Source organism: Bacillus sp. S4 (assembly GCF_040838205.1).
Taxonomy (GTDB): domain Bacteria; phylum Bacillota; class Bacilli; order Bacillales; family Bacillaceae_G; genus Bacillus_A; species Bacillus_A cereus_U.
On the sequence record NZ_JBFPJI010000165.1, the window covers coordinates 1 to 7,026 of the forward strand.

A 7,026-nucleotide genomic window follows, 5' to 3' on the forward strand; every position below is an offset into this window, starting at 1 on the left:
GGATCATATAGTTTGTAATGTTAAAGAAGGCAACAATTACTGTGCTTAATAAGAAGTCTTTTTTGTGATATTTTAATATATCCATAAATGAAAATTGTTCGTTGTCTTCAGATTCCTCTTGTGCTTTTTCCATCTCTTGAAAGATTGGAGATTCATCTAAATGACGTCGTAAATATAAACCGACCAAACCAATTGGTGCAGCAATTAAGAAAGGAATACGCCATCCCCAGCTGAGCATTTGCTCATCTGTTAATAATAACGTTAAAATGGTAACAATTACCGAGGCAGCAATGTAACCTGAGAGTGTTCCAATTTCAAGACCACTACCGAGTATACCACGCTTTTTATCTGGAGAAGATTCTGCGATATAAACCATTGCTCCTGAATATTCGCCGCCTGTAGAGAAGCCTTGAATCATTCGAGCAACTAAAAGTAGTATTGGTGCCCATACACCAATTTGTTCATAGGTTGGTAGTAATGCGATGAATAATGTAGAAAGTGCCATTAAAATAATAGTTGTACTTAAAACGATCTTTCGGCCATACTTGTCTCCTATTCTACCAAAGAAAATACCTCCGATTGGTCGAACGAGAAAGGCCGCTGCAAATGTACCAAATGTAAGTACAAGTTGCAAACCACTATTATTCACACCTGAGAAGAATAATTGACTTAATATTACCGCTAAATACGCGTATAATCCAAAGTCAAACCACTCCATTGCATTCCCAATGCCAGTAGCAACAACTGCTTTCCTAGCTTGTTTAGGATTGACAATATTAACGTCTTGAGGTTCAAAATTTAAATCATTATTTTGTTGCATATAGTAAAACAGCCCCTTATTTAATTTAACTTCTTTCAGCACACCTTCTCTTACTAGAATAAATTCAATACGAAGCACTTAAGGAAAAGCAACGTCTCCTTATCTGTTATTATTGTTTCACATAATTAATTATTTGTCCAATTAGATTCTTTCTAGATTAAGTAATTAAGTATTTTAAAAAGCTGAAAAAGCGCTGTATGAGTGCCTTTTTCAGCTTTTTATTTTAATATATAAATTTATTTTTTGTCCCTATTTTCTTCCTGTACGAATTATAAATAAGGTACTTTTTATATTTGTATTTTCATCAAAATTCTTAAACACTTGCTATAGCTGCCACACTATGAACAGCGAATATAAATTCATTAATAAATGTATCAATTTCCTCTTTTGTAATTATATACGGAGGAAGTAAACGGATGATATTACCTTGAGTTACATCGACTAACATCCCTTTATCCATTAATTCTACCTGTAATTTCTTCACATTTTCAGTCGTATCATTCATACTAATTCCAAACATCATCCCAGCATGACGTACTTCCTGAATATAATAAGAATTTTCTTTCTGAATTTCTTGCAGTTTTTCATTGAAATAGTGTGACGTTTCATAAGCTTCTTGCATTAAACCATCATCAATTAATGTTTGTAATACCGTTAAACCTAAAGCCGTTCCGATTGATGAATGAGCAAACGTTGTTCCATGATCTCCTGGTGAAAATACATCACATAACTTTTCACCTACAATGATTCCTCCAAGCGGTATCCCGCCCCCTGCCCCTTTACCAATTTGAATAATATCTGGTGTAATATTAAAATTTTGATAAGCAAATAGTTTTCCAGTTCTGCCCATACCACTTTGTACTTCATCGACTATGAGGAGTACATTATACTTTTCACACAGGAGCTGAATCCCTTCTAAATATTCACTTGATAAAGGATAGATCCCACCGCTTCCTAAAACAGGCTCTAGCATAATTGCAATGGGATGTTCATTAATAATTGTTTTTTCTAGTTCCTCTAAATTTTCTCGTTCCACTTCATATACAGGAATGGATGTTTTCGGGAAATTTTGATAAACATTTTCTTGTCTCGTAAAATGAAGAGCCCCTAATGTTCGCCCGTGGAAACTATCTTTCAGTACAACGACTCCTTCACGTTCTTCATTCGTAATAGATCTATATTTATCAATTAATTTTAATGTCGTTTCTGTCGCTTCTGTACCAGAGTTTGTAAAAAAAACTTTTCCATTTTTTAAAGAGCAATCAACTAATCTCTTTGCATACTCAATCGCAACTGGATTTAAAAAATGAAATGGAAGATGCAACGATTTCGTAACTTGCTCCATGGTCGTTTGCACAATTTTAGGATGATTATATCCTAATACGTTTACTCCTACGCCAGAAAATAAATCTAAATACTCTTTACCCTCCACATCATACAGTTTACAACCTTCTCCTCTTTCTATCGCAACCTCCGTGCGACAATACGTAGGCATCATATATTCTTTATCTAATTGAAACCAATCCGACATGTTAAATTCCTCCTAGTTATTTTTCCCGTTTTTTATATTCATTATCTATACAATCATTTATAAATTAACTTTTAAGATTGAAATTTTAATAGTGATTTTCTTCTACCTTTTACTAAAACGTGTTATTTCTCTTCCCGATATTCATTTTTCCATAATTTCTTCTATTTCAACAGGTCCACTGTATGTGCCTTTTTTTCATCTAGCGGTATGTTACTAATTTGAACTTCGTATGTAATACATAATCAAGACTAAAGAATCATATTTAGTAACAATCAACGAAAAAATTTTGGAGGCTATATCGATGAATGAAAAACATGATAAACAGAGGCAATCTTTATTAGGAGAAGACTTAAATAGCAATCGAGAACTTAATGAACCAGCTAAACTTCACTCTCAAACAGTTGGTTCACGTGGACCTGTTCTAAAGCAAGATGGTGTACTACACGAAACCTTACAAGAATTTATTCATGAAAAGATTTTAGAAAGACCTGTTCATGTAAAAGGATTTGGTGCATTTGGTTATTTCCAAACGATATATCCGATGTTTGAACATACAAAACTGATATTTTTACAAAATTCTAATCAAAAAATTCCTGTTATGGTTCGCTTTTCGTTAGCTGTCGGTATAAAAGGAACACCTGATACTTCTAGAAATGTACGCGGTTTTGCTACAAAATTTTATACAGAAGAAGGCGTTTTTGACCTTATATGTAATCACATTCCTGTCTTTTCTATTCGTGATGCGATGCGTTTCCCGGAATTTATTAAAGCATTCTTACCTTCACCTAAAAATAATTTAATTGATCCTGATAAGTCCTGGAGCTTTGTAGCAAGAGCGCCTGAATCGATTCATTTTATTGTACGTTTATACTCTGATGCTGGTACGATAAAAAGTCTTCGCCACATTCCAGGACATAGTGTAAATACATATGTTTGGAGAAATGCTCAAGGTATTAGAAAGTACGTTAAATACCATTGGTACCCATTTGAAGGTGTACAATACATTGGTCGCGGAGAAGCAAATAGACTAGCCGCTGAAAATCCTGATTACGCTGGTAAAGATTTATACGATGCGATTGCGGGTGGCAAACCGGTGGAATATGGCCTATATGTTCAGCTCATGGACCCTAAGGATGAAGCAAATCTTTCTTATGATCCTTTGGACGATACAAAAGTATGGGATGAAAAGAAGTATCCTCTTATGCCAGTAGGCAAAATGGTATTAAATAAAAATCCTGATAATTATATGGAACAAGTAGAAAAAGTCGCCTTCTCCCCTTCTAATTTACTAGACGGTGCAGAACTATCAGATGATAAAATACTGCAGGCCCGTGCCAATATTTATAGTGATTCTCAAAGAAGAAGAATTGGGGCTGAATTTCGTAAATTACCAGTTAACCAACAGCAAGATTGGACACCTGCTAATCAAATTACAAGCGGTAACGGCAGATACGTTGAAGGAAAACTCGAAAGAACTTCTATAACTAAGCAAGATGATTTTGGGCAGGCTGGTGAATTTTATGCGAAGTTATCACACATTGAAAAAGAACATCTTGCTGAAAATTTAGCTAATGATTTGAAAGTTATATCCAATGATATTAGGAAGATAGTTTTGGGGTATTTCGATCAAGTATCAACTGATTTGAAAACAAGCATTGAGACAAAAATGAAAGAGCATTAAGAAGATTAAAACATGCTTTACGAATGAGAATTCAAATCTATATTAATTATTTTCTTGTCAAAATCCAATGAGGTTATTTAATTTAAAAATATAAAGCCAATATACCCCTGTTCTATAATTAGAACAGGGGTATATTGAAGTAGTTTAATGTTTAACATTAACTACTTTACTTAGCTAAAAAATGCAATAAGTAGCCTTTCAAAACAAACTATAGTAAATTATTTTACTTGCACTGTATAATTCCCTGTTCCACCGCCATACTTATATACACTTAAGTAATATTTCCCTGGCTTCGCATTATAATTTCCAAGCAATTTGTTTCCATCACGTTTTGTTGCATAAGCTACATAATTATTTAGATCTGATTCAGAATATAATACCCAGTTCAGTCCAAGGTTTTGTTCGTTCGTAACAGAAATCTGTAAATCTTTTTGATCCTTTACATCAATAACAAATTTATCCCCCTGATCTTGATCGCTTAAGTTTCCTCTTAACAAAATGTTCAAAGATAGTGGATTCGCTGTATCAAATGAATTATTCGGTTCTTTTTCTACAGCCGTACCTTCTTCCGTATTCAGCCCGCTAAATACAACATCATATTCAAATTGTCCAGCATTATTTACACGGTAATTTACAAAATAAGCAGTCAATGTTTTATATCCAGTCCACGCTTTTCCTGAAAGACGTTTCAACATATCATTTGTTGCTTGATTCATTACTTTCCAATCCTCAATTTCTCCTTTTGCCGCACTTCCAGTATATGTCCCCTGTAGTGTAAATGTATTAAAGAATTGTGATTTATTCTTTGTTACTTTCACATCTTTTAACTTTGCTTCATTAGTGATATCTGAAGTAACGTCCGAAAGCGATTTTGGATCATGCTGGGTTAAATACTCATCTGATACTTGTGGAATTGTATACTTATCGCGATTATCAATAAGCATTTGCATATAAGATTGATGTTCTTCATTTAATTTATTATCTTTGCTTAATGTAGAACGGTATGCGTCGTAACTTGAAACATCATTTGCACGAATTAAATCATGCACTTTATCGAACATTTCAGGACGGTTATTATACATATATGATTGCAATGCAAACGAATAGTTATAAAAATCAAACGTTCCATATTTCGCATTTAATGTTTGTGCTGCTGTGTAACGTTTTGCAGGATCATAAGATAATCCACCAATTATACTTTTTCGCGGCACTACACTATCTAATCGCGTTGAACCTGCAAAGAACTCCGCATTCCCTTCTTCAAACCATGTTAAACGTTCATTTTGATACATTTCCCCTTGGCCCCATAATCCCTGAACCTCGTATCTTCCCTGTAAGTAGTGTGTAAATTCATGGCGGAACAATTCTTCCAAACTATAAATACTTTGCTGTGGTGTACGTTCATATGTAAAGAAAGTCCCTGTTCCTTCAATATAAATCCCACCATTATTCGTTTCATATCCGTACAGTTGACGATTAAATTGATACTCATCTGGACTATTATAAATAACCATTGTTAACACGTCATCAACATGTCCACTTTCAAGTGGTTTATCACTACCAACTGTACGATAAAATTGAGAGCGTACTTCTTTTGCCGCCCAGTATAGACGTTTAATTTTCTCTTCGCTAACTTTATCCCCAGCTTTAAAGACAATTGCTCCATCATCAAACGTATACGTTTTCGGTAAATATTTCTTTTTACCCTCTTCTCGAATTTGATCTAAATTCACAGTTTTTCCGTTCGCATCTAATCCGCCATAATTTGTAGTAATTTGTTCTGCTGCAACAAAGTATTGCTCTCCTAAAAATGGATAAATTCGCATTGCATCTGTAACAACTTGTTGTCCTTTTGTTGGCGTACTATGAAGCTTTCCTAATCGACCAGCATAGTAAATTCCGTTATTAATTAACCATCCGTTTTTATTTGTTACAGTACCAATTAGTGCGAAACGACTTACTTCATTAATAAAGTTATCAATATTTCGATACCACATCGTATCTTTTGGCTCTTTTTCAGTCGTGTACATATCCGTCTGAATATCAAAGTCAATTCCCTTCATCAACTCATAAATAGCGTCTCCTTTCGTTCGGTCTTCAATGAAAGTTGCAAGATTATCGTTATATTGTTTAAAAATTTCACCTGCATATAAAACCGTTTCAACATCAGCCGATGCATTTCCAATTAATTTTCCATATGATGAAATAACTTTATTTTGTTCTGATGTACCAAGTTTGAAATTCGGATTTTTTGCAATTGTTTTTAAAGCCGGTAAACATTTATCATGGTAGCTACGCTCATTTAGTTTGCTTAATTCATCATGGTAAAAACCTAAATAAAATGCTGCACGTAGAGCTTCTACTAATGTTTCAATCCCTTTTGAATCATCTTTCGTATAAGCTTGTCCTTGTTCTGCTAGTTTATTAATAATCGCTTGCATTCGGCTATCATCTTGATAGAATTTGAGACTATCACTATTAAACTGAAATAATTCCGGAATTTGATACCAATTAATTGTCACAAGAAGATCAGTTAATTGTTTGTTACTTAATTGATTTAACTCAGCCATCGAATACTTTTTTTCTTCAGCTAACGGTTTAACATCCTCGTTTGGTGCTAGCGGACGCTGCGATAAATCCGATAACTTTAACCGTTTTGTAAAAGATGCATTTTCTTGTACTTTTGAAGAGTGCGCCAACTCATCAACGGATTTCTGTATGCCTACCGGCTCCATTTGTAATACGTTCTTCACATTTTTTTCTTTTGTCTCTGCTTGAATTTGTAAACCATTGCATGATATTGTCACTAGTCCAACACCAAGAATCAACTTAGAAATTTTCGAATATTTAACCATACCATTGCCCCCTTATAATTTTAAAGAAAATTCTGAATTTTAAAATCAGAACATACTTATTTGTATGTACTTACAGTTCCGCTATAAATACAAGTATGATCAATGATGCAATAGTAGCTTGTTTTATACTATTACGAAT

At 33.9% G+C, this 7,026-nt stretch carries 4 protein-coding genes; 1 reads left to right on the forward strand and 3 read right to left on the reverse strand.

The features are described from left to right. Positions 1–820: MFS transporter (locus AB3X48_RS14930; RefSeq protein WP_367959706.1), on the reverse strand; the 820-nt coding region annotated here is incomplete at its 3' end. A 313-nt stretch (positions 821–1,133) separates the two neighbouring features. Then, on the reverse strand, positions 1,134–2,351 hold the full coding sequence (locus AB3X48_RS14935) for an aspartate aminotransferase family protein (RefSeq protein WP_016105219.1): 1,218 nt from the start codon (positions 2,349–2,351) through the stop codon (positions 1,134–1,136). 301 nt (positions 2,352–2,652) lie between these two features. Between AB3X48_RS14935 and AB3X48_RS14940 the strand changes: the two genes are divergently transcribed. Further along, complete coding sequence (locus AB3X48_RS14940) at positions 2,653–4,032, forward strand: catalase (protein WP_088099168.1); 1,380 nt, start codon at positions 2,653–2,655, stop codon at positions 4,030–4,032. A 218-nt stretch (positions 4,033–4,250) separates the two neighbouring features. On the opposite strand, the gene colA is transcribed toward AB3X48_RS14940, so the two are convergent. Beyond that, entirely contained in the window at positions 4,251–6,887 is a 2,637-nt protein-coding gene (gene colA / locus AB3X48_RS14945) for a collagenase ColA (RefSeq protein WP_367959707.1), read from the reverse strand. Between the last annotated feature and the right edge of the window lie 139 nt (positions 6,888–7,026).